Raw genomic sequence first — 22,789 nt, 5'->3', positions numbered from 1 at the left:
CATGAGCGCTCCCCGAAAAATCTGCATCACCGGAGCCAACGGCTTCATCGGGCGCGCGCTGATGGTGCGCTATCAGTTGCTGGGCAGCGAGGTCTGCGGCATCGATCTCCATGCCGACCCGTCACGCCAGGTGTGCGCCGGGAACGTCGCGCAGCCGGGGTCGTGGCAGCGGCAGGCGCGCGGCTGCGACTTGGTCGTGCATGCGGCGGCCGTGGTGTCCAACAGCGCGCCCGCGCATCTCTATCAAAGCGTCAGCGTCGGCAGCGTGCGCCACGTGCTGGACGCGGCCATGCAAGGCGGCGCCTCGCGCTTCGTGCACATCTCGTCCATCGCGGCGTATGGTCTGGACTTCACCACGACGCGCAACGAATCGTCGCCGATCGTCACCCTGAGCGGCCACCCCTACTGCGACGCCAAGGCGGCGAGCGAACACGCCGTGCTGGCCGCGCACGCCGCGGGCGAAATCGATTGCACGATCATCCGCCCGGGCGACGTCTACGGGCCGGGCTCTCGCCCCTGGGTGCTGATCCCGCTGGAGCTGATTCGCAAGAACCTGTTCCTGCTCCCGCGCCACGGTCGCGGCGTGTTCAGCCCGGTCTACATCGACAACCTGCTCGACGGCATCGTGGCGGCCGCCGCGAGCGCGCGCGCCGCGGGCCAGATATTCAATCTGACCGACGGAACCGACACGCCTTGCGAGCAGTTCTTTGCCCATCACCACCGCTGGCTGCGTCGTCGCAGGGGGCCCGTCAAATTGGCCACGCCGCTGGCCCAAGGCCTGACGCGCCTGACCGAGTGGTGGTTGCACGACGTTTGCAGACGGCAGACAGAAGTCAGCGCGTCGTCCTTGGCCATGCTGGCTCGAGAGGCGGGCTACAGCATCGACAAGGCGCGATCCGTGCTGGGCTACCGGCCGGCGATCGATCTGGCTGTCGGCATGGCCCGCACGGAAGACTGGCTACGGGCCGGCGGCTTGATTGCTCCTGATGTTCGTTGCCAATAGAGTCGTAGACAGCTCCGCCAGGTAAGCGACACAGCGTTTCGGGTGGGCCATCAACAGCGAAGTCGTAGACAGTCCACGACGCGCTCGAGGGCCTGAGGCCCGATCAGCAGGGATGTCGTAGACAAGCCCAATCGCTACGCCTCGATGGCTGGGGTCCAGTCCGGCGTACACCAAGCCAGTTGGGCTTGGCTGGATTCAACATTCTTGCCCGGTGCGTAGCGCTTGGCCAGCCTCGGCGAGAAGTCCAACTCGACGGTGTTGATCCGGTCGAAAAGCGATGGCTGGTTGGCCATCCAGGCACCGCTCGCACAGACTTTGGTTCTGAGCGTCGCCACCACGACGCGCAGATGATCGGCCAGGTTTGCCAAGTCCCAATCGAACCGATGCAGGAGGATCACGTACGCAGAGGCCTGGGAGTAGCTGTACTGGATCAGCGCCATCGGGTCGAACCGGTTTTCCTCCTCAATGAGCCGCTTCAGCGGATCGAATTGCTCGGGGGCCGTCAACAGGCGGGCGAGCGCCCCAGCGGCAGAGTCCGCATCTTCAGAGTCCCAATCCCGATCCAGCTTGACTGCGTAGCGAACGCTCTTGTCCGCGTAGCGCACCAGGCGAACATAAAGCCAGGACAGCAACTGCTCCTGGTCGTCCGTGTTCAGAAAGTCGACTGCGAAGCCGCGCTTCCTGGAAATCTCGTCGGCGACCAGCCAGGCCTCGGAGCAGACGTCGTCGATCATGCACTCGCCGCAGGTCTGCGCGGCGATGCGGCGCAAGTCCTTCCGTCGTGAATCCAGGAAGCGCTTGAACGTCACACCGCTTGCTGCCATGGCGCACCTCTCGACGAGATGGCTCAGCCCTGGCGCATGGATGCGCTGGCTGATGCCCCACACAAACAGCGAAGCGGCCGGAGACGGTCGCGCTTCGCCACGTTCAATGCGGAGGCATCACCGACCGGTTCGTCAGCAGCGACCGAAAATCACTGCCGATCCGCCCCGAACGCCTCCTGGTCAACGAACCGCCCAGCACCGCGAAGTGCGGTCAGAAGAACTTCGTCTGCGTAAGCACACCCCGTGGTTTCAGGGTCTGCCTGCCGCTCCTTGTTCGCCGTCTCCGGGATATGCCCTCCGCCTGAAGCAAGGACCGCCAGGAGGTCTGCATAGCCCGGCTGCCAAGCCATCGCATCGGGAAACACCTCTCTCAGGCTGGCAAGGATCTGCATGCCGGCGTAGTCCAGGTCGCCGAAGAACCGTACAGGAAGATCTGCGCGATCAAACAGCCAATCGCTGACAACAGCCAGACCTCGTGCCGAGGGCGGGTCCACCGACAGCGCACCGGTCATCGCCGTCCGGAGGTAAACCCGACAACCACCGCGATGTCGAAGACGCTTCGCACTCCCCTTGAAGCCGGCGGCATAGACCAGGAGGCTGTGCTGCCATTCGGGCGCTCTCGCGTCCGCCATCCGTTCAAAGGTCACCAGGTTCTCGATGAACAGCGCCTCGTCGAAGAAGGCAGGAACATCGATCAGCAACTGTATGGGCGCCTCCCAAAACTGCCCGGGTGTCGCACCCAGGAGCCGCAGCAGTTCGTCTCTGGTGTCGAGCACCTTCGATCTGCCGTGGAACACACGCGCCGATGCCTCGCGCAACGGCATGGCCGCCCCGGACAGGCACAGCTCTCGGAGGTCGTGAAGGCAGCGCGCGGCCTCCTCGGTGGAAACCGTCGACAGCGCAGAGAGAGGGCTGCGGTTCAGGTAGTCGATCAGCGACCGCTTCGCACCATCGTCGGAATCTACCCAGTGTTGTTCGAGATGCGCGGCGAGACGGCGCTGCCAGTGGTCCGCCCGACGAGCGTAGCCAGCCCATGCCGCCAGGGCATCGAAATCCATCAACTCCAGCTGTGGCTTGCGATCGACGAAGCCGGCAAACTCCCGCTCTGGGGCCAGGATCAACCGGACCCACCCCGTGCCGCACAACTCCCGCAGCAGCAATTCCACGCGGCCGACGGCCTCTGCATGGACTTGCCCGTGCAATTCGGGCAACTCGCGCTGATCCAGCCTCAGCCGCGTGCTGCGCGGGTCGTTTGAACGCTCGGCCTTGGCGAGCAGCCGGGAGGCGACACGCAAGAGCATCGGATCGCGTGGCGGACCAAGGTCACCGGGTGATCCCGTCGGTTGGAACCAGGCCTCAGTCATCTCCGCCTGTCACCGGTCTCGGCATGTCCGAAATTTCAGACGGCGCGTTCCCTCGTTGCATGGCTTCGTGAGCCAGTCGCCCGGATTCCCGGGCTTGCTCCGCGTGGGCTGCCCAGAGCCTGGCCAAGGGCTCACGCTTGAGCGTCTTCTCCTGAACCTCGCTGACGAACAGCTCGGCGCCATCACGGGAAGCCAGCACCTTGGAGAAGGTGAACTCCTTGTCGAACTCCGGCTTGACGGCCCCGGACTTTGAAGTCGGCATGGCCACCACCAGCTGCAAGCCCAGGCTCCGCGACAAGAACTGAAGCACGCTGCGGGACCGAGACTCATCCATCTTGGAGAACGCCTCGTCTGACAACATCAGGCGCAGGGCCGGCGCGCCGCGGCGATCACGGCCGAAGTGCCCGAGCGCGTGTGCCAACACGGCTGAGCGGATGACGTAGAACGGTGTTTCCAGCTCGCCACCCGATCCGGTGCCCCAGGTGGACAACTTGGTCTGCCCGACAGGGCTGTGCCGGATGATGTCATAGCGGCGGTAGTTGCGATAGTCAGCAAGTTCCTTCAGGGCACGCTCCGAGGCGCCTTGGTCATTGGCCAGCAACAAGCGACGGATGTCCTGTGCCGTCAGCCGGTGCTCGTCACTCAGCCTGGGTGAGTCGAAGATGGATCCGCTGTCCTTCTCCAGACTGTCCACCAATCCTTCCATGGCCTCGAAGAACTCGAACACCTTTTGCAGCCGCGGCACCCAAGCCCATTCCAGCTCGAAGGTGTCGGTGCCGAATCGGATGTTCTTCAACTCCCGGTTGAGCTTCTGCAGCGTGGATGCCCCCTGGCGAACTTCATCGCGCACCTTGAAGCAGAAGCTGGTGGTGAACACCGCGTTGAAGCTGGACTCCGCCTCTCTCAGTTTCGTCAGGTTCTCGGCCAGGCCGATGGACCGTTGACGACGTGTCTGCTCGGTCACGACCTGTCGCAGCCCGATCACGGGCGGCAGCAGTGCCTCGATGCGGTCGAAACTCTTGGGCGGGTCGGTGTACAGGAACCGCTCTTGGTCATTTCGAACGCCGACCAGGTAGGTCTGGACGCAAGAAGACAGCTCGCGCAACGATGTGGGCAATCGTTCAACGAGAACGCTGACCCGATGACGCAGCGCGTCGAGTGTCACCTCGGCACTGTCGGCGAGGTCTCTGGCCTCATCGATCAACTGCGACTCGGTCGCAAGTTCCGGCGCGCCCTGGACGAAGCGGCTGGCCCAGACCATGGCATTGGTGCGTTCCAACTGCAGGGCTGGAATTCGGTCCACCAGGATCTTCTCGCGCCCCCCCATGTCCTTCAGGGTCTTGTTGTTCTCGCCGACCTGCAGAATTTCCGTGTCGTACGCCTTCTTGGACTCACCGATGCTGGCCTCGATCTGGCGCCGCTGCGCCTCCAGGTCTTCGATCGCTGACAGATCCAACGCTGCAAGCGCCTGTGCGGCATGGGAATACTGCAGCTGGCTGCTGAGGACAGCCTCCATCAAGGGCGCCAAGGCTGTGAATGCAGCACCGTTGAACATGCGCAGGACCAGGTTCAACGAGCTCTGGAGATGCTCGATCTTGCGGATCTCCACGGTCAGGCGCGACAACTCCTGCTCGCACCAGGCCAGACGCCGCTTTCGCGTTGCCTCGCCGAAAGCTAGGTCGTGGTCGGATGCCCGGCAAGAGAACATGCCGTAGCCCCGGCTGCCGATGCCTTCCTCCATCAAACCTTGGGGTGTTCGTGCGAGCTCGTCCTCGGAGTCCACTTTGCGCACCCTGCCGTACTGAGCAAGCAGGAAGGCCTTGGCCACCGGGTGCGGGCAGACCAACTCGTTCAGCACCGCTCGCGCATCCAGCGAGCGACCTCGCGTGTCTTCGATCGCCTTGCTTCCTTGCACGACCTTCGGTGAGCGGACAGGAAACCGGCGTTTCACCAGGCGTGTGCAAGGCGCTTCGAATCCCGCCTCCACGATCAAGGCAAAGCGGTCGCCGCCCATGTAGCCCTCGATCGCGTTCTGCCAGCTGCTGCCCTCCTTGGGTTCGACGAGTTGGGACAGGATGTGCGGCCGCGCCTGCGGCAGCTCTCGCTCGATCAGGTCGAGAGCCGTGCGCACATCCGGAGGCGCAGGAGGTTTGCCAGCCTGCAGCTGGCGCAATTCAGCGTCGCGCTGCGCCTTGTCGTCCGCCAGGGTGGCCAGTTGCTGACCCGCGGTCGTCAAGGCCATGACGACCGCGCCGGCCAGCGCCTCGTCATGGCCACGGATCCCATGTTCCAGCCGGCCGAGGTCTCCGTCGAAGCTTTCCAGGTCAAAGGCCGGGAACACGGCGTCCAGCCTGGCCTCCTGGCTGCACATGGCAAACAGTTCAGGCCACGGCTTCAGAACGGCCTGGGCCGCCGGTCGGAGCGCCGCCACTGCAGCCTCCAGCGCCGGCGCTTCCGCAAGATCCAAGCCGAGCAGGCGCTCCATCTGGGCCACCATGCTGGCCAGACCTTTGGCGGCTTGACCTATGGCTGCCCAGTGACGACGGAACTGGTCCTGGAGTGTGCGTACCTCGCTCTCCAACGCCGACTTGCGTTGTGCCACGTCGCTGGCGGCGAGTTTGGCCTTGATGCCGTCCAACTGTTCATTCAGCTGCGCCTGGCCCTCGCGCAAGCCCTGCAGCCGCTCTTCCAGCAACTGATTGCGCTTGTGCTGGAACTTCATCTGCCGACGCACGGACTCCAGATCGGTCTCAGCCTCGTCCAATGCCCGGATCGAGTGGGCGATGCAGTGCACGACATAGCGGCGAGCATCGTCGATGACACGTGTGGCTGCGGCCTCGACGGATTCCAGTCGCTCGATGTTCTGCTGCAAGCGCTCGGCCTCAGCCTTGAGACTGGCCATCGATCGCATCAGTTCGCGCATCTTGTCCAGGTCGCGACTGAAGTCGTGCGCATCCAGGATCTCGTCTCGAACCAGGTCGTTGACGTTTCCGAGCTCCTTGTAGGCCATGGCCTTCACGATCGACTTCGCGGCACGGAAGGCTTCAGGCTCCGATACCGCCGTCTTGCCCATCATGGCGCCGTACAGGTGCGTGAGGTAGCTGCTCTTGTCCTCGAAGCGCTGCACGACCTCGGGGCCAACCCGCAGTTGGTGTTGCAGATGCAGGTAGAGATCCTTGACCGGCACAGGAACGGGCTGCATTCCGTCTGCGGTGCGCAGTAGAAGCTGCTGCAGGTCGAGCGCACGGCGCACGATGAAGAAGAGACTGCGTGACAACACCGCCTTGGCAGCGTCTTCGTGTGCCTCAACGCCAATCAGGGCCGTCAGGGCTTGCGCCTCTTCGCCCGCGCCTTCCGAGGCTTCGAACACCAGCGCCACGTAACTCGTCGAACGCTTGCGCAGGAAGACGCCGTCAGCTTGTTGACCGAGTGCGTAGGCAGCTAAGGTTCGAGGCTCCTTGCCACCACGCCGGCTTTGCGTGGATTCGTCCTGGCCGATGTTGAACTGCACCAGGTGGTGGTGCGCCGCTGTGAGCAGCGTCTGGATCGAGTCCAGCAAGGTCGACTTGCCCGATCCCGACTCGCCCGTCAGCAACACCGTGTCGGCAAATGGCCACTCCCTGGCCTCCAGCGAACCCCATTGCCAGGTGATGAGCTTGGAGATCTTCATCGGCTCTCCTCCGCCGGCACCTCGGGTGCGTCAGTCCGGGTCTCCGCGGACTGTCCACGTTTCGCGCGCCCCGCAACGGCTTGCGCGGCCAGCGCGAGCGCATCCTCCAGCGCCTCGTCGCTCACGTAGCTCATCACGGGCCGAAGAACGCTCAGAAGCATCTCCATGCCGCCGGCACCTTCACCATCGTTGAAGCGCACGATGCGGTGCTTGCGCAGGTCTCTCAGCAGCGAGAGGCGGTCGGCCACCGAAGACGGAAGCTGGTGCGCCAACAGCGATACGACCGACTGGGAAAGCTCCTCCAGACTGATCACCAGCACTTCATTGATCAGCTCACGCTTGCCGGTCAGCGCCTCGGTGTACAGGAAGCGCAGGGCAATGGCCGCGGCCACAAAGTCACGCGACAGCCGCGCCTTCAGCCGCTTCACGCCGTCCTCGTCGCCGTCACCCCCTTCGCCGGGCGGATACAGGCGGAATATCGTCGCGTCGGCATCGTGCGTCAGGACGAAGCCGATCGTTGAGAAGTACTCGCGCAGCAGTTGCTCGCACTGTGCGGCGTCGTCATACAGCTCAGACTCGGGGCGGGAATAGTCTCGCCACAAGACACCCGAGGCCATCAGCCGCCCCGCGAGCTCGGCGAACCGGTCCGACTTGACGTTGCCTGCGCCTTCGGTCTTCAGCCGCTCTTCGATGACCTGTTGGAGAGATAGCAGCATGTGGATCGGCCAATCAAGTGTCACCACGGGCCAGCGCCGACAGATCGGCTTCCAGCTCGAAGTTGTCTGCGGAGAAGTACGGCGTATCGAACACCTCTGCCTTCTTGCGGGCCTTCAGGAAACGCTTCCCCTCGCTGGAGCGAGCAGCACCCACGGCATGCATGACACGCACCGCCTCGACTGCATTGTTGATGGGCAGTTGGTCCAGGGACACCCGTCCGTCGCGCAGATGGGGCAGCAATCCAGCCAGCACTTCCTGGTCGCTGAAGGCAAAGGCTTCGGCTTCGGCCCGGCGCATGGCTGCCTCGATACGACTGGCCTCGTCCACGATCAGGGGAGCAAGCGGGCCGTGTTCGGCCTCGCGGTCGCGCACCGTCCAACGCAACGCGGCGCCGGGCAGTCTCAGCTCTGCCGTCCCCAATCGGGCCGCCAGGGCATCCAGGAAATCTTCGCGCTCCGGTTGCGGCTGTTCTTTCAGCAAGCTCATCGCCCGACCCAGCGGTGATGTCGCGCTGTAGTCCAGGGAAAGCGCCTGCCGCAGCAAGCTGGTGAACCGCCGGACATAGTTGTTCATCTCGGACCGCAGCATGGGCAACTTCAGGTTGCAAGCGGCTTCGACCATGCTTTCCATACGATCACACAGCCACAGGGTGGGGCTGCGAGACTGCACCTGCGCCTCCAGCCACGACGCGCGCTGCAGCAGGTTGGCATCCACGCCCAGGCGTGCCGCCTCCGGCATCAACCGGATCTGGTCCAGCAGCTCCACGATCTGTCCGCGGTGCCGCTCCGCAGAGTCGGCCACGAGGCGGACCGCATATTCCTTGGCAAAGCGCTTCTCGATGAACTCGTTGAATTCGCTCCACGCGACCTTCTGTTCCAGGGCCTCGCGCGTCAGGCTTTGGATGAGCAGGCGGAAGTACTCGATGTCGTCCTGCAGGTCTTGCACCACCCGCGCGGCAAAGTCGTAGCCATCGAGCAGTTCGTCCACGTCCTGGCTGGCGACGAACGCGGCGAGAGCCTTCTTCGCGGACCGCATGTTCCTCTGGCGGGTGCGGGCCCGGGAGTTGTCGAGGTTAGACAGGACCTCGGACACCTCCTTGCCGGCCCGCGTCATCTTCAGCGTGGGCTTGAGGTCGATCGGGTCCTTGTAGTCCTCGATCCAGCCATGCTCCTTCAGCTTGCGTAACAGTTCACCCGCATAGGTCCGCTCATCCTCGGCCGATACCGTGCGACCTGGCTCGAACACGACAGCTCTCAGGGATGGATCAGCCAGGACCTGAAAGACGATGGTCAACACCAGATCACGGGTCAGCGCCTCGGAGTAGTCCGCATTCGGGCCTTGCACGCGGTCGTACAGACTGCGCAGAACGGCAGCGCAACACTCGCGGTCGCCATGGGTCAGCGGTCGGAAAAATTGTTCCCGCTTACCGATGAAGAATGCCGTGGTCATGACATATTCGTTTCAGCCACGGTTTCAGCGAGAGGCGTCATGCTGCGATCAGCTTGTCGCGCCAGATAGTCTCTGTACTCTTCGATGTGACGAATGAATGCGCGTTCAAGCGGGGCTGCACGCAGTGCGTTCCTACTCCAAAAGATGGCCTTCGCCATAGTGTGGCTCTGAAGAGGACGCAGGAGCAGGCGCAGGACATGGGATTTGCGGAAAGACCAGGCAAACATTCGAACAGCCTCTTCCCGAATTTCCATCTCAAGGAAGCTCAGGTTGTAGGTTTGCCCCCATTTTTCGACGAAATCACGCTCTTGCCCGAGCGCGACCTCAAGTCGGTCCATCGGGTGGATTACATCTTTTGTCGACCATCTTGGTGTTATGCACCCACCGCGTTCGTCGAGTACCTCAATGAGTTCGATATGAAATTCATCGTAGGGCGTATAGACCAGTCCGCCATCGATTCTCGGTCGCCGGAAGGGTATTGACGAGAGTGGCGCGCGATGCCGCCGTGTGTCCACATGCCGCATCACCACCTCATTCTGAAAGCAAACCATGTCATTCGACGCTGTGACCGCGATGACGACCTTGGAGAGCCGTGATTTGCCTATGGCGCACACTTCGATCGTCGGTGCCAGTTGCCGCTGTCCCTGGAGAAACTCCTGCCAGTAGAGTCGGTAGCCGACATGCTCACCCAATGGACGCGGCTTTGTCTCAACCAGTTCACGATGGTCGTGATAGAGCGTGGAGATCTCGTAGGCCCGCTGGCACATGATCTTTTCGACCACGCCGTAAATCCAACGAAACCCGCGACGGACAAACGAAATGGAAGACGTGCCAAACTCCATGATCACTTCCTATTTGGGTCAGAAGCAGCCGCCAACTTTCCTGAAGGTCAGCAACGATCAAACCAATGGCAAGGAACGGGCGGTGAATGCATCGCGCGCCAGATGCGCCAGATACGCAGCGCCGGCCACCAGCGCTACCATCCTAGCCAACTGCTCCCACGGCTCCTGCGCCTCCCACTTATACGCCCTGTGGAGGCCATATCCGACTGCAATGGCGAACGTCAAACTGTGAAAGAACCGGCGGTGATTCGGATGGATCGCAGGCTCCAAGACATCAGGAAGTGAGGGCAGCAGCGCTGCTGCCGCCCCCATGGCAAGTGCAGACCCCTCGACGGGGCGCCCGTTGTGCTGTTGCACAGCGGCGGTTGCGGCCATAACCGCGACGAAATTGAAGGCGGCGTGTTCAGCTGCGCAGGCCATGAGATCTCCCTTTGTGATTGTTTGCTGGTTGTCAGGCCCCGAGAAGGTGGCGGCGATCCTTGCGGTAAGTCTTGACGGCAAGCAGCCCGAAACTGGCAAGCGCTGCCCAGGCCGCCTTGTCGTAACGGTGCATGAGCTTCTCCCGGACAACGCCGGTGAGTGCCGCCAAAGGACCATGCAACTCAAGACTGCCGACGAAAACCTGCCCCATCAGCAAGATGCCGACAAAGAAGAACAGGCCGGAGGCGATCGCAAGCTGTGTCCTACTTGAGTGGCAGAGCACTATCCAGAACTCTTCAAGCCAGCCGCTCATTTCCTGCGCCCGCTTCAGTCGGCGATCGCAGCCCTGGCTGCCTCGACGGCAGCCTCGGACCCTTGGAAGTTGACGGCGCTGATTGCACCCTCAGCACTTCGTTCGAACCTCACCGTCACGCCGCCGTGCGGTTCCGCCGCGCTTTGGGCCCTCTTGGTGATGTCGCTCTCAACCTCTGCCATTGCCGCGCGCATGAGATCGGCAGCGCTGGGCATCTTGATGTCGAACTTGATCATTTGCTGTCCTTCGGAGGGCAGGGGTCGTTTCCGTAGGAGTCACGCGCCCGGATGCGCCCGTCCTGGCCGTGGATCAGCAGCTCGCCCTGACCCTGGCGTGCCATCTGCCGGCCAGCCTGGATCGCCTGCGCCTGGGTGTCGTACACCTGGGTCGCGCGCTGCCCACCCTCGCGGAGGGCGCCCCAGCCGTTTTCGCGCTGAACGATGTGAACGTTTTTCCGGTTGGCCATCACGAACCTCCAGTTCGAAGAAGTTGACGGGAGGAAGTTTACAAACTACAATTGGAGCCGTCAAGTTGTAAACCAAACACCGCGGAGAGCACCATGATCGGAAACCGACTTAAGAGGGCGCGAGAGGCCCTCGGGTTGTCGCTGCGCGAACTGGAGGCCGCCATCCAGGGGCAGGTCTCGGCTCAGGCCATCGGCAAGTATGAGCGCGACGAAATGATGCCGAGCTCCACCATCCTGCTGGCGATGGCCAAGGCCTTGCAGGTGTCGCCTGAGTACCTGTTGAGTGAGCGCGAGATCGAGCTGACGGGCGTGGACTTTCGGAAGGCGCCCCATGCCGGCGCCAAGGAGGAGCGTGCCGTGGAAGCATCCGTACTGGACCAGGTCGAGCGCTACTTGGAGCTGGAGGAGCTACTGCCCGGTGTGGAACAGCTCTGGGTTGCGCCGGACAACCAAGCTTTCGAAATTGGCAGCATCGAGGACGCCGAGCAGGCAGCCGACGCCTTGCGCCGGCTATGGAAGCTTGGCATTGACCCGATCCCGTTCATGGCCGAGTTGCTTGAGGACAAGGGCGTCAAGGTGATCGCCTTAGACCTGCCGGAAAACGTGTCCGGATCCAAGGCCTTCGTTCAACGCCCTGAACGCCAAGACGTGCCAGTGATCGTAGTAAACCAAGGGCACAACGGGGAGCGCCAACGGTTTACGCTGGCCCACGAGCTTGCCCACTTGGTGCTTCGCTTCAGTGGTCTTACCGACGCCGAGCAAGAGAAGGCCGCCGATCGGTTTGCTGGGGCCTTCTTGATGGCCAAGGATATGGTTCTCCGGCTGCTCGGGCCCCACCGTACCTCCATTTCCATCGGCGAGCTGGCCGAGCTGAAGAAGCTGTTCAAGGTCAGCATTGCATCGCTGGTTGTGCGATGCGCCCAGCTTGGGATCATCACCAAAGCGGTGTACGGGCGCCTGTGGGCGCAGATCAAGGACATGGGGTGGAACAGTCAAGCGTCCAATGAACCGGGCACGCTCAAGGCGGAGGTACCACTACGGATGGAGCGCCTTTGCATGCGAGCCGTTGCCGAGGGCGCGATTTCGGAGGCACGAGCTGCAGAGCTACTGAACATCAGCGTTCGCGAGCTGGATCGTCGGCTGATGGGTCAATTCGCCTGACCGATCATGATCATCCTGGTCTCAGACACCTCTGTCTTGATCGACCTGGAGCGAGGCGGGCTCCTGGAGCAGGCCTTCGCATGCGGTCTGACGATGGTTGTTCCAGACCTGCTGTATCAGCGCGAGCTTGAATCCGAGAACGGCCCCCTGCTGCGGCGACTTGGCCTGGGCGTAGTGGCTCTCAACCCGGATGAGGTGGACTACGCCCAACAGGTTCGCAAGCAGCGGCCAGGCTTGTCGTTGCCGGACTGCTTCGCCCTCAGTTGCGCCCGACGTCAGGATCATGCGCTGGTTTCAGGGGACATGCTTCTGCGCAATGAGGCGCAAGCCCGCCATTGCACGGTCTATGGGCTGCTGTGGATCCTCGATCAGATGGAAGCCTCCGGCGCGGTTGGCGTGGCCACGTTGCATGAGGGTCTCTCGCGCATATGGAACCACCCACGACGGCGATTGCCGCGCGCAGAGGTGATGGCCCGCCTTCAGCGGTGGTCTCCTGGCTGAAATCCTGGCTCTGACCAGACGGACTCGAAAGATCAAAGCGCAGCGAACAGGAGTTGAAACGATGGGTACTCTGAATGTCCCCCAAGCCGAAGCAGCAGTCATCAAGTCCATCGATACGCAGCACTTGTCTTCACTCGTAGCCCAGTGCATCCGCGACGAGCATGGCTCTGGTACCTGCTGCACATTGTCCGCTCGCTCAAGAGCACCGGCCGGGCTGCCTGCATCCTGCCGCACGGCGTGCTGTTCCGTGGCAATGCCGAGGCCGAGATCCGCAAGAGCCTGGTGCGGCGTGGCCTCATCCAGGCCATCATCGGCCTACCGGCCAACCTGTTCTACGGCACCGGCATCCCGGCCTGCATCCTCGTCATCGACAAGGCCGGCGCTGCCGCCCGCAAGGGCATCTTCATGATAGATGCCGCGCAAGGCTTCATGAAGGACGGCCCCAAGAACCGGCTGCGCGAGCGCGACATCCACCGCATCGTCGATGCCTTCACGACGCTGGACGGCAGCGACCCGCGCTACGCCCGTATGGTGGGGCTGGAAGAGATCGAAAAGAACGACTTCAACCTGAACCTGCCGCGCTACATCGACAGCAGCACGCCGGAAGACCAGCAGGACATCGACGCCCACCTGAACGGTGGCATCCCGGAGGCGGACGTGCAGGCACTGGCCCGCTACTGGGCGGTGTGCCCGCAGTTGCGAGCGGCCCTTTTCAAGCCTCGTCGGCCGGGCTATCTGGACTTGGCCGTCGCGCCGGCGGCCATCAAGCCCACCATCCACCAGCACCCAGAGTTCCAGGCCTTCACAGAGGCCATGAACGCGCACTTCGACCAATGGCGCGCGTCAGCCGTGGAGCGCCTGAAGTCGCTGGACAAGGGCAGCTTCCAGCCGAAAGACCTGATCAAAGGTGCCGAGGGCCTGCTGGCCCACTACGAGCACCAGCCCACCGCTGAGAAGCTGATCGATCCCTACGCCATCTACCAGCACCTGATGGACTACTGGGCCGAGACGATGCAGGACGACACTTACCTGATCGCCGAAGACGGCTGGAGGGCCACGCCCTACCGCGTGCTGGAGACCAAGAAGAACAAGGACGGCTCACCCGGCAAGACCGTGGACAAAGGCTGGGCCTGCGACCTGGTGCCCAAGGCGCTGCTGGTGCAACACCACTTCGCCGCCGAGCAGGCCGAGCTGGACCGGCTGAATGCCGAGCTGGAAAGCACGCTGGCAGCGATGACCGAGCTGGAAGAAGAGCACAGCGGTGACGATGCCGTGTTCGCTGGCTTCGACAAGATCAACGACAAGGAAGTGAAGTCGCGCATCAAGGAGATTGGGCGAGATGCGGATATCCGCCTGTTGCGTGCACAAGAAGGTGACAGCCAAATCGTGGGCTCGCTGCTCGACCCCACGGACGTGCTTCGAGCCATGTTTGAGGCCTACAGCACATTCGTTGGAAATGGGAAAATTCAAGAGGTCGCCCAGTAGCTCACACTGCGAGCCAGTCATGAGACATCATGACTGCGAACGAGCGAAATCGACAAGGAGCCACCAATGAAGCCAATGAAGCTAATGGGAGTAATCGCTCCGCTGCTGCTTGGCGTCGCCGCGGCCAATTGGACGCCCTTGTCGTTCTGGTCGGACATGAAAGAAGGTCTCATTGCCTTCTTGGGGTTCCTGGCGGCTGCGCTGGTGCAAGTTATGCCGATCACGGCAAACTTCCTTCAGTCGGACAAGTTGACCGTCAACGAAGCCGAACGCCTCACCAAATCGCTCACCCGCCAGCAGCGCTACTGGATGGGTCTACTTTGGGTAACCATCGGGGCCTTGGTGGTCGTAATCGTTGGTTCCGCGCTCAAATCTGTGGTGATTGACGCTAAGCCGCTGTTCATGCATCGCTGGTTCATCAACGTCAGCTGGTCGGCGATAGTTACCTTTTTCATCGCGGGTAGCGTGACCTTCGTCCTAGTGAAGATGGTCGGACTCTTCGAGGGCATGCTGTCGCTGCATCATCTACGGGCTGACCTAGTAGTAGCTACAGCCAAGCGCGAGGCCGCCGAAAAAACGGCGCGAGCGCAGAGCGAAGCGCGCCTTGTGCCTCCTCCTCTGCCGGAGGATTACGGCGCCGTTATTAGCCCACCACATCACTGAGCGGCGATCTCCGAGCAAACCATTCAGTTGAGCGGTTTCTCGCTCTCCGGTAATGGCTCATGTGTGCTGTCAAAAGGTTCGCGTCGCGGCTCTAGTACGCTCGATATCAGCCTCCGAGGGCGACCGACTTTCGCAGTGCGGCTCAGGGAGGCCCTCTTTCGCTGCCAAGCGGTCGCCCCGTGCATCCAACCTTTGATGTCCCTCTGCAGTAGGCTACCAGCAAGTTTCGGCGCGGGTTGAGGCACTGTCCGTGTCTACGACTTAATTGCGGCGTATACGACTCTATATTGCGCTGTCTACGACTTTATTGGCAAGGAACATCCTGACTGACGGGGCGCGATCTCACTCCACCGTCACGCTCTTGGCCAGGTTGCGCGGTTTATCGACATCGGTGCCGCGCGCGCAAGCCGTGTGATAGGCCAGCAATTGCAGCGGCAGCGTGTGCAGGATGGGCGAGAGTTCGCCGTAGTGCTCGGGTAGCCGGATCACGTGAATGCCGGGCTCGGCCTGGATGTGGGTGTCGGCGTCGGCGCACACGTAGAGCTCGCCGCCACGGGCCTTGACCTCTTGCATGTTGCTCTTGAGCTTTTCAAGCAGCACGTCGTTGGGCGCCACCACCACCACGGGCATCTCGGCGGTCACCAGCGCCAGCGGGCCGTGCTTGAGTTCGCCGGCCGGGTAGGCCTCGGCGTGGATGTAGCTGATCTCCTTGAGCTTGAGCGCGCCTTCGAGGGCGATGGGGTAGTGCAGGCCACGACCGAGGAAGAGCGCGTTCTCTTTGCGCACGAATGACTCGGCCCAGGCGATGATTTGCGGCTCCAGCGCGAGCACGGCTTGCAGGGCCACGGGCAGGTGGCGCATGGCTTTGATGTGCTGGCTTTCTGCTTCGGGCGAGAGGTGGCCGCGTTGCTTGGCCAGCGCGAGCGTGAGCAGGAACAAGGCGGCCAATTGCGTGGTGAAGGCCTTGGTCGAGGCCACGCCGATCTCGACGCCGGCGCGCGTGATGTAGGCCAGCTCGCACTCGCGCACCATCGCGCTGGTGCTCACGTTGCAGATGGTGAGGCTGTGCGTCATACCCAGGCTGCGCGCGTGCTTGAGCGCGGCCAGCGTGTCGGCGGTTTCGCCCGACTGGCTGATGGTGACGACCAGGGTGCGCGGGTCGGGCACGCTGTCGCGGTAGCGGTATTCGCTGGCGATCTCGACGCTGGTGGGGATCTTGGCGATCGACTCCAGCCAGTACTTGGCGGTGACGCCCGCGTAGTAGCTGGTGCCGCAGGCCAGGATCAACACGCGATCGACCGTGTTGAACACGCGCCCGGCCTGGTCGCCAAACAGCGCGGGCGTGATGCCCTCGACGCCTTCAAGCGTGTCGGCGATGGCGCGCGGCTGCTCGAAGATCTCTTTTTGCATGTAGTGGCGATAGGGGCCGAGGTCGGCCGCGCCGCTGTGGGCGTGCACGGTACGCACCGGGCGCTGGGCATCGGTGAGGCGCTGGAACTGGCCGTTGGCGTCGGGCGCTTCGATCCAGTGGCGGCCGCCGTGCAGATCGACCACGTCGCCTTCTTCGAGGTAGACGATCTGGTCGGTCACGCCGGCCAGGGCCATGGCGTCGGATGCCAAGAAGCGTTCGCCCTCGCGCTCGCCCGTGCCCACGCCCAGGATCAGCGGCGAACCCTGGCGCGCGCCGATGATGCGCTGCGGCTCGTCGCGACAGAACACGGCGATGGCGTAGGCGCCCCGGAGCTGCGCGGTGGCGGCCTTGACGGCGGCGAAGATGTCGCCGTCGTACAGGCGATCGACGAGATGCGCGATGACCTCGGTGTCGGTCTGGCTGGTGAAGACGTAGCCCTTGGCCTGCAATTCGGCGCGCAGCTCGTCGTGGTTTTCGATGATGCCGTTGTGCACGAGCGCGATGCGGCCGGGGCGGCTCGCGTAGTCGGCGCCCGGGCCGTTGCTGAAGTGCGGGTGGGCGTTGTGCACCGCCGGGGCGCCGTGGGTGGCCCAGCGCGTGTGGGCGATGCCCAGCGTGGCGCCGATTTCTTCGGCGCGGATCTGCGCCTCAAGCTCGGTGACGCGAGCCGTGCTGCGCGAGCGGCGCAGGCCCTTGCCATCGTGCACGGCCACGCCGCAGGAGTCGTAGCCCCGGTATTCAAGCCGCTGCAGGCCCTGGGTGAGGATGGGGACGATGTTCGAGTTGCCGAGAGCGCCAACGATGCCGCACATGAGAGGTCTCCAAAAGTCGCGTGACGAGCCGCAGGGAGTGGGGGAAACACCAAGAGTCAGGGGCGGATACTAGGTGTGCAGAAAAGAAATATGTCTACATAATTTTGATGTGAATGAAATAATCATTCATCGATCAATTTGTGTGACAAATTCACGCAAAAAATCATCAATAAGTGAAATGAAATTGCATGAGTGAGCCCCCTGTTTGGGTGCCCGATGAGGCAGACCTGCGCATCCTGGCCCAGATGCAGCGCGATGCATCGCTGTCGAACCAGGCGTTGGCGCACGCCGTTCATCTGTCGCCGCCCACCTGCCTGCGGCGGGTGAAGCGCATGGTTGACCTGGGCGTGATCGAGCGCCAGGTGGCGGTGCTGTCCACCAAGGCTTTGGGGGCGGCGCTGGGGCAGGGCCTGCAGGCGCTGGTGGAGGTGACGCTCGACGTGCAGGCCACCGAGCGGCTCGATGCCTTCGAGGCCCGCGCCGTGGCCGAGCCGGCCGTGCAGCAGGTGTGGCGGGTGTCGCCGGGGCCGGACTTCGTGCTGGTGGTGTGCGTGCCGAATATGGACGACTACCAGGCGCTCACCAAGCGCCTGTTCAGCGAAGACGCCAACGTGCGTCAGGTGCGCGCGTTCTTCGCGGTGAAGCGCGCCAAATTCGGGGCCGAGCTGCCGCTGCAGCCGGCCCGTTGAATCGGCGCGGCGGCGGGCTTACTTCTTCTTTTGCGGTCGCTGCCAGCCTGCCAGGCTGATCTGCTTGGCGCGCGCCACGCACAGGTGGCCGGCGGGCACTTCCTTGCTCACGGTGCTGCCGCCGCCGATGGTGGCGCCGTCGCCCACGGTGATGGGCGCGATGAGCACGCAGTTCGAGCCCACGTGCACGTCGTTGCCGATCACGGTGCGGTGCTTGTTGGCGCCGTCGTAGTTGGCGGTGATGCTGCCGGCGCCGTAGTTCACGCGCTCGCCCACCGTGGCGTCGCCCAGGTAGGCCAGGTGATTGGCCTTGGCGCCGTGGGCCAGCGTCGAGTTCTTCACCTCGACGAAGTTGCCGATGTGCACCTCGTTGCCTAGCACGGCGCCGGGGCGCAGGCGCGCGAACGGGCCGATGATGGCGCTCGCGCCCACGTCCACGCCGGCTGCGTCACCCTCGATGTGCGTGAAGGCCTGGATGACCGTGCCCGAGCCGATGCGGGCGTTCTTGATGACGCAGTTGGGGCCGACGCGCACGTTGTCGCCCAGCTCCACGCGGCCCTCGAACACATTGTTGACGTCGATCTCCACGTCCTGCCCGGCCAGCAGCTCGCCGCGCAAATCGAAGCGCGCCGGGTCGGCCAGGCGCACGCCTTGCTCCATCAGCGTCTCGGCCTGGTGGCGCTGGTAGCGTCGCTCCAGGTCGGCCAGTTGCAGCGGGCTGTTGACGCCCAGCACCTCGATCTCGCTGGCGGCGTGCGTGGCCACCACGGGCACCTGGTCGCGCTTGGCCATGGCCACCACGTCGGTCAGGTAGTACTCGCCTTGCGCGTTGTTGTTGTCGAGCCGGGCCAGCCACTTGCGCAGCAGCGCGGTGGGCGCGGCCATCATGCCGGTGTAGACCTCGCGGATCTGGCGCTGCGCGGGCGTGGCGTCCTTGTGCTCGACGATGCCGACCACGTGGCCGCCGTGGCCGTCGCCGCTGCGCACGATGCGGCCGTAGCCGGTGGGGTCGTGCAGCTCGATGGTGAGCAGGGCCAGCTGCTTGCCGCCGCAGGCGTCGATCAGCGCTTGCGCGGTCTCGGCGCGAATCAGGGGCACGTCGCCATTGAGGATCAGCGTGGTGCCCTCATCAGCCAGCTGCGGCTCGGCCTGCTGCACGGCGTGGCCGGTGCCCAGCTGCGGCTCTTGCCGCACGAAGGCCAGCGGCAGTTGCGGGAAGCTCGCCTGCGTGGCTGCTTCGACTCGGTCTGCGCCATGGCCGGTGATGACGAGGATGCGCTCGGCACCCAGGCCCGCGCAGGTCTGCACCACGTGCGACAGCAGCGCCCGGCCGGCGAGCTTGTGCAGCACTTTGGGGTGCCGGGACTTCATGCGGGTGCCTTTGCCCGCGGCCATGATGACGATGTCGAGCGACATGGATGCTGCTTTCTTGGGTCGGATCAATTGATCAGGGTGATGAAGTGGACAGGTGCGGCGCGTGTGACGAACCCGCTCACCGCTTGGGCAGTTCGACGGTGACCGGGCGCGGGCTGACCGCCGGGATCGGGAAGTCGATCAGCGCGGCGCGGAACAGCGGCTCCGCCAGGCCTTCGACGCTGCCGGCGCGTTCATGCCGCGCATGGGCCTCGTAGAGCACCTCGTGACTGGCGCGGTCGCGGATCAGCACGTCGACCTGCAGCTGCCACCACGGCGGCTCCATCGACATGCCCAGGCCCATGCTGCCGCGCGGTCCGCCCCAGCCCCAGCCCCAGCCCACGCCCCAGCGCGGGCCCACGGGGTCGGAGAACGGCGAGGGGCGTGCCTGCGTCTGGGCCGACACCTGCACCAGCACGTCGGCCTTGGCCGCAGCCTCCGGCTTGAAGCCGGCAGCTTCGAGCGCCGGCATGGCGGCTTGCTCGAGCGCGTCTTGTTCCAGCGGGTTGCTCTTTTGCGAGGGCAGGCGCTCGAAGGCGTAGGTGCCGGGCTTGCGGCTGGCCGGCCAGGTGCCGTAGCTCGACACGTCGGCGGTGACGTTGTGCAGGTTGGCGCAACCGCCGAGCAGGGCAGCGCCGGCCAGTGCCAGCGTGGTTGCCAAGGCCGATGCCAACGCGCGGGTGGTGGTCATGAAGGTCACTCCTCGGCCGTCCACGGCGATTCGGTTGCTGCGTCGCGCCGTGGCGAGTTGATCGAGATCACCGAGATGGGCTCGGCCGTGGTGCCGTCGGTGGGGCTGCCGCAGCCTTCGTCCTCGTCGAACGCGATGTCGCCGCCCGGGTTGGGCTGGCCGGTCACCTGCAGGTTGACGAAGTCGTGCAGCTGGCGGTCCATCAAGTGTGTCGGGATCACGTTCTGGATGGCTGAGGTGAGGCTGTCGATGCGGCCCGGGAAGTTCTTTTCCCAGTCGCGCAGCATCTTCTTCATCTGCACGCGCTGCAGGTTCTCTTGGCTGCCGCACAGCGAGCACGGGATGATCGGGAACTGGCGGTGCTTGGCCCAGCGTTCCAGGTCGACCTCGGCCACGTGGGCCAGCGGGCGGATGATCATGAACTCGCCGTTGTCGCTCACCAGCTTGGGTGGCATGCCCTTGAGCTTGCCGGCGAAGAACAGGTTGAGGAACAAGGTTTGCAGCATGTCGTCGCGGTGGTGGCCCAGCGCGATCTTGGTCGCACCCAGCTCGCGTGCCACGCGATACAAGATGCCCCGGCGCAGACGCGAGCACAGGCTGCACATCGTCTTGCCCTCGGGGATCTTGCTCTTCACGATCGAATACGTGTCTTGCTCTTCGATGTGAAAGGGCACGCCGCGGCTCTTGAGGTAGTCGGGCAGGATGTGCTCGGGGAAGCCCGGCTGCTTCTGGTCGAGGTTGACCGCCACGATCTCGAAGCGCACCGGCGCGCGCTGCTGCAGCTTGAGCAGGATGTCGAGCAGGCCGTAGCTGTCCTTGCCGCCCGACATGCACACCATCACCTTGTCGCCCTCGCTGATCATGTTGAAGTCGGCGATGGCCTGGCCCACCTGGCGGCACAGGCGCTTTTCGAGCTTGCGAATTTCAAGCGACGGCTTTTCTTTCTGCGCGCGCGCGGGCGCTTCGTTGGCGGCTTCGCCGGCTTGTAGAGCCTGGGCGGCGTCGATCACGGGGTTGAGTTCGGGGGCGTTCATCTTGGTTACCACTGTCCAGTCTCGACGCGAATGGCCACTTCGCAGTCGTCAAAAATCTCGAGCTTGGCGATGCGCACGCGCACGCCCAGCACGCCCGGCAGATCGAGCAGGCGCTTGGCGACCTTGCCGATCAGGCTTTCGAGCAGGTTCACGTGCTCGGCCGTGCATTCTTCAATGATGATGGTGCGCACGCGACGGTAGTCGAGCACGTGAAAGAGATCGTCGTCGCGCGGCAGCAGGGGCTGCGTGCCGAGGTTCAGCTCGGCATCGACTTCGATGGGTTGCGGCGCGTCTTTCTCGTGGTCGAGCACGCCGAGGTTGGCGTTGAAGCGCAGGCCCGTGAGGGTGAGGATCTGGTTGCCTTTGGTGACCGACATGTGTCGCGCCTTCAGGGTTTCATCATCGAAAAATCGCGCGGCAGGCGCAGCAGGTGCTGGCCGCCATCGACCAGCAGCGTGGTGCCGGTGATCGACTCGGTCTCGATCACGAAGCGCACGCTGCGCGCCACGTCCGCCGCGGTGGACGACTGGCCCAGCGGCGACAGCTGGTGCGCGGCATCAAAGGCCGCACCCTGCAGCCACTCGCTGGTGAGCGTGAGGCCCGGCGCCACGCCCGCCACGCGCACATGCGGCGCCAGCGATTGCGCCAGCAGCGTGGTGGCGGCTTCGAGCGCGGCCTTCGAGAGCGTGTAGCTCAGAAAGTCGGGGTTGGGGTTCCAGAGCTTCTGGTCGAGCAGGTTGACCACCACGCCGCGCGCTGAGTTGGCGGACGCACGCCCCTGCACATGCTCGGCCAGGGCTTGCGCCAGCACGATGGCTGGGGCCGTGTTGGCGCGCATGTGCTTGTCGAGCTGGTCGTAGCTGAAGCGCGCGGCGTTGTCGTACTCGAAGGTTGAGGCGCTGTTCACTACCGCGTCCACCTGGTCGAGCGCGGCCACGGCCAGCGGCAACAGCGCGCGGCAGGCGGCCTCGTCGGCCAGGTCGGCTTGCAGCAGGTGCACGTGCACGCCCAGCTCGCGCAGCTCGGCGGCGGTGTCGTGGGCGTCGGCGGCCGAGTGGCGGTAGTGCAGGGCGATGCTCCAGCCGTGGCGGGCCAGGTCGAGCGCGATCTCGCGGCCCAGGCGCTTGGCCGCGCCCGTCACCAGGGCCACGCGGCGCGGCAACCGGGCAGCGGCCTGCGGGGCGGTCTGCACGGCGGTGTCGGGCTCCGCAGCGGTGGTGAGGTCGGCAGAGGCCGGCATGGCGGGGTTCCTACAATCCGGGGGGTGAACAAACAGCCCTCCAGTTTAGTGCCCACCCCCCACCCGCGCAGCCCCCTGGGCGAACGCCTGGGGGCCCTGATTCGTGCAGAGATGCAGGCCGCCGGTGGTTGGATGCCGTTCGACCGCTTCATGAGCCTGGCGCTCTACGCCCCGGGCCTGGGCTATTACAGCCGGGGCAGCCAGCAGTTTGGCGCCCGCCCCGAAGACGGCAGCGACTTCATCACTGCCCCCGAGCTCAGCCCCTTGTTCGGTCGCGCGCTGGCCCGGCAGGTGGCCCAGGCGCTGAGCGTCACCGGCACCGACGAGGTGTGGGAGTTCGGCGCCGGCTCCGGCATCCTGGCCGCGCAACTGCTGGCGACGCTGGGCGAGCTGGGGCAGCCACCGCGCCGCTACACCATCGTCGATGTGTCCGGCACGCTGCGCGAGCGTCAGCGGCAGACGCTGCAGGCGAAGGTGCCGCAATGGGCCGACCGCGTGGTCTGGGCCGACCGTCTGCCCGATGATCTCAGCGGGGTGGTCGTCGGCAACGAGGTGCTCGACGCCATGCCCGTGAAATTGATCACGTTCGACGGGCAGACGTGGCAGGAGCGCGGCGTGGCC

Annotated in this window: 23 protein-coding genes; 7 read left to right on the top strand and 16 right to left on the bottom strand. The window is 64.2% G+C overall.

All coding sequences use genetic code 11. The annotated features are described in order from the left end of the window. Nucleotide 1: 1 nt before the first annotated feature. Nucleotides 2-1,003, top strand: a complete 1,002-nt coding sequence (locus ACE3SS_RS01010) for an NAD-dependent epimerase/dehydratase family protein (RefSeq protein ID WP_374590352.1) — start codon at nt 2-4, stop codon at nt 1,001-1,003. Nucleotides 1,004-1,137: 134 nt separating this feature from the next. On the opposite strand, the gene ACE3SS_RS01005 is transcribed toward ACE3SS_RS01010, so the two are convergent. The 10 genes from ACE3SS_RS01005 to ACE3SS_RS00960 form a co-directional block, all read right to left on the bottom strand. Beyond that, nucleotides 1,138-1,827 carry a hypothetical protein gene (locus ACE3SS_RS01005; RefSeq protein WP_374590350.1) on the bottom strand — a complete coding sequence of 230 codons (690 nt, stop codon included), beginning with the start codon at nt 1,825-1,827 and terminating at the stop codon, nt 1,138-1,140. A 149-nt stretch (nt 1,828-1,976) separates the two neighbouring features. Next, the gene (locus ACE3SS_RS01000) at nt 1,977-3,128 is read right to left on the bottom strand and encodes a hypothetical protein (RefSeq protein WP_374590348.1); all 1,152 of its coding nucleotides are present in this window, start codon (nt 3,126-3,128) and stop codon (nt 1,977-1,979) included. Between the two features lie 55 nt (nt 3,129-3,183). Beyond that, complete coding sequence (locus ACE3SS_RS00995; protein ID WP_374590346.1) at nt 3,184-6,861, bottom strand: SbcC/MukB-like Walker B domain-containing protein; 3,678 nt, start codon at nt 6,859-6,861, stop codon at nt 3,184-3,186. Continuing rightward, nucleotides 6,858-7,577 (bottom strand): DUF4194 domain-containing protein, encoded by a 720-nt coding sequence (locus ACE3SS_RS00990; protein WP_374590344.1) that lies wholly within the window; start codon nt 7,575-7,577, stop codon nt 6,858-6,860. Before ACE3SS_RS00990 ends, ACE3SS_RS00995 begins: the two co-directional genes overlap by 4 nt. 13 nt (nt 7,578-7,590) lie before the next feature. After that, nucleotides 7,591-9,027: a Wadjet anti-phage system protein JetA family protein gene (locus ACE3SS_RS00985; RefSeq protein WP_374590342.1), complete on the bottom strand. Its 1,437-nt coding sequence runs from the start codon at nt 9,025-9,027 to the stop codon at nt 7,591-7,593. Beyond that, nucleotides 9,024-9,869: a hypothetical protein gene (locus ACE3SS_RS00980; RefSeq protein WP_374590340.1), complete on the bottom strand. Its 846-nt coding sequence runs from the start codon at nt 9,867-9,869 to the stop codon at nt 9,024-9,026. Before ACE3SS_RS00980 ends, ACE3SS_RS00985 begins: the two co-directional genes overlap by 4 nt. Nucleotides 9,870-9,926: 57 nt before the next feature. Continuing rightward, nucleotides 9,927-10,289, bottom strand: coding sequence for a metal-dependent hydrolase (locus ACE3SS_RS00975; protein WP_374590338.1), 363 nt, complete (start codon nt 10,287-10,289; stop codon nt 9,927-9,929). A gap of 31 nt (nt 10,290-10,320) precedes the next feature. After that, nucleotides 10,321-10,602 (bottom strand): hypothetical protein, encoded by a 282-nt coding sequence (locus tag ACE3SS_RS00970; protein ID WP_374590336.1) that lies wholly within the window; start codon nt 10,600-10,602, stop codon nt 10,321-10,323. A gap of 14 nt (nt 10,603-10,616) precedes the next feature. Beyond that, the gene (locus ACE3SS_RS00965; RefSeq protein WP_374590334.1) at nt 10,617-10,838 is read right to left on the bottom strand and encodes a hypothetical protein; all 222 of its coding nucleotides are present in this window, start codon (nt 10,836-10,838) and stop codon (nt 10,617-10,619) included. Further along, nucleotides 10,835-11,068, bottom strand: a complete 234-nt coding sequence (locus tag ACE3SS_RS00960; protein WP_374590332.1) for a DUF2188 domain-containing protein — start codon at nt 11,066-11,068, stop codon at nt 10,835-10,837. Before ACE3SS_RS00960 ends, ACE3SS_RS00965 begins: the two co-directional genes overlap by 4 nt. A 93-nt stretch (nt 11,069-11,161) precedes the next feature. Here ACE3SS_RS00960 and ACE3SS_RS00955 point away from each other — a divergent pair, with 93 nt between their 5' ends. The 4 genes from ACE3SS_RS00955 to ACE3SS_RS00940 all read left to right on the top strand — a co-directional run bounded on the left by ACE3SS_RS00955 (nt 11,162) and on the right by ACE3SS_RS00940 (nt 14,878). Next, nucleotides 11,162-12,229, top strand: coding sequence for an ImmA/IrrE family metallo-endopeptidase (locus tag ACE3SS_RS00955; RefSeq protein WP_374590330.1), 1,068 nt, complete (start codon nt 11,162-11,164; stop codon nt 12,227-12,229). 6 nt (nt 12,230-12,235) lie between these two features. After that, nucleotides 12,236-12,730, top strand: a complete 495-nt coding sequence (locus tag ACE3SS_RS00950) for a hypothetical protein (protein ID WP_374590328.1) — start codon at nt 12,236-12,238, stop codon at nt 12,728-12,730. A 144-nt stretch (nt 12,731-12,874) separates the two neighbouring features. Continuing rightward, entirely contained in the window at nt 12,875-14,215 is a 1,341-nt protein-coding gene (locus ACE3SS_RS00945; RefSeq protein ID WP_374590326.1) for an N-6 DNA methylase, read from the top strand. A 66-nt stretch (nt 14,216-14,281) separates the two neighbouring features. Next, nucleotides 14,282-14,878 carry a hypothetical protein gene (locus ACE3SS_RS00940; RefSeq protein ID WP_374590324.1) on the top strand — a complete coding sequence of 199 codons (597 nt, stop codon included), beginning with the start codon at nt 14,282-14,284 and terminating at the stop codon, nt 14,876-14,878. Between the two features lie 342 nt (nt 14,879-15,220). Here the strand turns inward: ACE3SS_RS00940 and glmS are convergent, their stop codons facing one another. Further along, nucleotides 15,221-17,101: a glutamine--fructose-6-phosphate transaminase (isomerizing) gene (gene glmS / locus ACE3SS_RS00935; protein ID WP_374590322.1), complete on the bottom strand. Its 1,881-nt coding sequence runs from the start codon at nt 17,099-17,101 to the stop codon at nt 15,221-15,223. Between the two features lie 188 nt (nt 17,102-17,289). On the opposite strand from glmS, the gene ACE3SS_RS00930 reads away from it, so the two are divergent. Beyond that, on the top strand, nt 17,290-17,790 hold the full coding sequence (locus ACE3SS_RS00930) for an Lrp/AsnC family transcriptional regulator (RefSeq protein ID WP_374590320.1): 501 nt from the start codon (nt 17,290-17,292) through the stop codon (nt 17,788-17,790). 18 nt (nt 17,791-17,808) lie between these two features. Here ACE3SS_RS00930 and glmU read toward each other — a convergent pair whose 3' ends face one another. The 5 genes from glmU to ACE3SS_RS00905 form a co-directional block, all read right to left on the bottom strand. Continuing rightward, nucleotides 17,809-19,206 (bottom strand): bifunctional UDP-N-acetylglucosamine diphosphorylase/glucosamine-1-phosphate N-acetyltransferase GlmU, encoded by a 1,398-nt coding sequence (gene glmU, locus ACE3SS_RS00925; RefSeq protein WP_374590318.1) that lies wholly within the window; start codon nt 19,204-19,206, stop codon nt 17,809-17,811. Between the two features lie 76 nt (nt 19,207-19,282). Next, nucleotides 19,283-19,894 carry a DUF4136 domain-containing protein gene (locus ACE3SS_RS00920; RefSeq protein WP_374590316.1) on the bottom strand — a complete coding sequence of 204 codons (612 nt, stop codon included), beginning with the start codon at nt 19,892-19,894 and terminating at the stop codon, nt 19,283-19,285. A gap of 5 nt (nt 19,895-19,899) precedes the next feature. Next, entirely contained in the window at nt 19,900-20,928 is a 1,029-nt protein-coding gene (gene ttcA, locus ACE3SS_RS00915) for a tRNA 2-thiocytidine(32) synthetase TtcA (RefSeq protein WP_374590314.1), read from the bottom strand. 5 nt (nt 20,929-20,933) lie between these two features. Further along, nucleotides 20,934-21,305, bottom strand: coding sequence for a dihydroneopterin aldolase (locus ACE3SS_RS00910; RefSeq protein ID WP_374590312.1), 372 nt, complete (start codon nt 21,303-21,305; stop codon nt 20,934-20,936). Nucleotides 21,306-21,316: 11 nt separating this feature from the next. Then, a complete protein-coding gene (locus ACE3SS_RS00905; RefSeq protein WP_374590310.1) occupies nt 21,317-22,168 on the bottom strand; it encodes an SDR family oxidoreductase in 852 nt (283 codons plus the stop codon). Between the two features lie 24 nt (nt 22,169-22,192). Here ACE3SS_RS00905 and ACE3SS_RS00900 point away from each other — a divergent pair. After that, nucleotides 22,193-22,789: SAM-dependent methyltransferase (locus ACE3SS_RS00900; protein WP_374590308.1), on the top strand; the 597-nt coding region annotated here is incomplete at its 3' end.

This window comes from Aquabacterium sp. (genome assembly GCF_041915145.1).
GTDB lineage: Bacteria > Pseudomonadota > Gammaproteobacteria > Burkholderiales > Burkholderiaceae_C > Aquabacterium.
Note: the sequence above shows the minus strand (reverse complement) of the source record. Positions and strands in the feature narration are given on the sequence as shown.

Excerpts from the sequence above, each read along its gene's own strand:
- ACE3SS_RS00905 (WP_374590310.1), bottom strand. The coding sequence starts at position 22,168 with ATGCCGGCCTCTGCCGACCTCACCACCGCTGCGGAGCCCGACACCGCC.
- ACE3SS_RS01000 (WP_374590348.1), bottom strand. The coding sequence starts at position 3,128 with ATGCTCTTGCGTGTCGCCTCCCGGCTGCTCGCCAAGGCCGAGCGTTCA.
- ACE3SS_RS00940 (WP_374590324.1), top strand. The coding sequence starts at position 14,282 with ATGAAGCCAATGAAGCTAATGGGAGTAATCGCTCCGCTGCTGCTTGGC.
- ACE3SS_RS00960 (WP_374590332.1), bottom strand. The coding sequence starts at position 11,068 with ATGGCCAACCGGAAAAACGTTCACATCGTTCAGCGCGAAAACGGCTGG.
- ACE3SS_RS00985 (WP_374590342.1), bottom strand. The coding sequence starts at position 9,027 with ATGACCACGGCATTCTTCATCGGTAAGCGGGAACAATTTTTCCGACCG.
- ACE3SS_RS00980 (WP_374590340.1), bottom strand. The coding sequence starts at position 9,869 with ATGGAGTTTGGCACGTCTTCCATTTCGTTTGTCCGTCGCGGGTTTCGT.
- ACE3SS_RS00965 (WP_374590334.1), bottom strand. The coding sequence starts at position 10,838 with ATGATCAAGTTCGACATCAAGATGCCCAGCGCTGCCGATCTCATGCGC.
- ACE3SS_RS00910 (WP_374590312.1), bottom strand. The coding sequence starts at position 21,305 with ATGTCGGTCACCAAAGGCAACCAGATCCTCACCCTCACGGGCCTGCGC.
- ACE3SS_RS00975 (WP_374590338.1), bottom strand. The coding sequence starts at position 10,289 with ATGGCCTGCGCAGCTGAACACGCCGCCTTCAATTTCGTCGCGGTTATG.
- ACE3SS_RS01005 (WP_374590350.1), bottom strand. The coding sequence starts at position 1,827 with ATGGCAGCAAGCGGTGTGACGTTCAAGCGCTTCCTGGATTCACGACGG.
- ACE3SS_RS00930 (WP_374590320.1), top strand. The coding sequence starts at position 17,290 with ATGAGTGAGCCCCCTGTTTGGGTGCCCGATGAGGCAGACCTGCGCATC.
- ACE3SS_RS00995 (WP_374590346.1), bottom strand. The coding sequence starts at position 6,861 with ATGAAGATCTCCAAGCTCATCACCTGGCAATGGGGTTCGCTGGAGGCC.
- ACE3SS_RS00950 (WP_374590328.1), top strand. The coding sequence starts at position 12,236 with ATGATCATCCTGGTCTCAGACACCTCTGTCTTGATCGACCTGGAGCGA.
- ACE3SS_RS00920 (WP_374590316.1), bottom strand. The coding sequence starts at position 19,894 with ATGACCACCACCCGCGCGTTGGCATCGGCCTTGGCAACCACGCTGGCA.
- ttcA (WP_374590314.1), bottom strand. The coding sequence starts at position 20,928 with ATGAACGCCCCCGAACTCAACCCCGTGATCGACGCCGCCCAGGCTCTA.
- ACE3SS_RS00970 (WP_374590336.1), bottom strand. The coding sequence starts at position 10,602 with ATGAGCGGCTGGCTTGAAGAGTTCTGGATAGTGCTCTGCCACTCAAGT.
- ACE3SS_RS01010 (WP_374590352.1), top strand. The coding sequence starts at position 2 with ATGAGCGCTCCCCGAAAAATCTGCATCACCGGAGCCAACGGCTTCATC.
- ACE3SS_RS00990 (WP_374590344.1), bottom strand. The coding sequence starts at position 7,577 with ATGCTGCTATCTCTCCAACAGGTCATCGAAGAGCGGCTGAAGACCGAA.
- glmU (WP_374590318.1), bottom strand. The coding sequence starts at position 19,206 with ATGTCGCTCGACATCGTCATCATGGCCGCGGGCAAAGGCACCCGCATG.
- glmS (WP_374590322.1), bottom strand. The coding sequence starts at position 17,101 with ATGTGCGGCATCGTTGGCGCTCTCGGCAACTCGAACATCGTCCCCATC.
- ACE3SS_RS00955 (WP_374590330.1), top strand. The coding sequence starts at position 11,162 with ATGATCGGAAACCGACTTAAGAGGGCGCGAGAGGCCCTCGGGTTGTCG.